General features: G+C 77.2%; 1 protein-coding gene. It reads left to right on the forward strand.

From position 1 onward, the window contains the following. A partial coding sequence (locus NLU14_RS23030; protein ID WP_275710982.1) for an ATP-binding cassette domain-containing protein occupies positions 1-228 on the forward strand: 228 nt, incomplete at both ends.

Consider the following 228-nt stretch of genomic DNA (forward strand, 5'->3'; position numbering starts at 1 on the left):
GAGGCGAACGAGAAGGTGGAGGCCGCCCGGGCCGCCGTCGACACCGCCGGCCGGCGCGTGCGCGACGACGACACGGTGCACATCGACCTGCCCGACCCCGGCGTCGGCACCGGTCGGCGCAGCGCGACGATCGGCGACGGCGAGCGCTCCTGGACCATCCAGGGGCCCGAGCGCGCGGCGCTCGTCGGCCCGAACGGCGCAGGCAAGACGACCCTGCTCGAGCGGCTC

The sequence above is a fragment of the Marinobacter iranensis genome, from assembly GCF_029207565.1.
GTDB classification, from domain to species: Bacteria; Pseudomonadota; Gammaproteobacteria; order Pseudomonadales; family Oleiphilaceae; genus Marinobacter; species Marinobacter iranensis.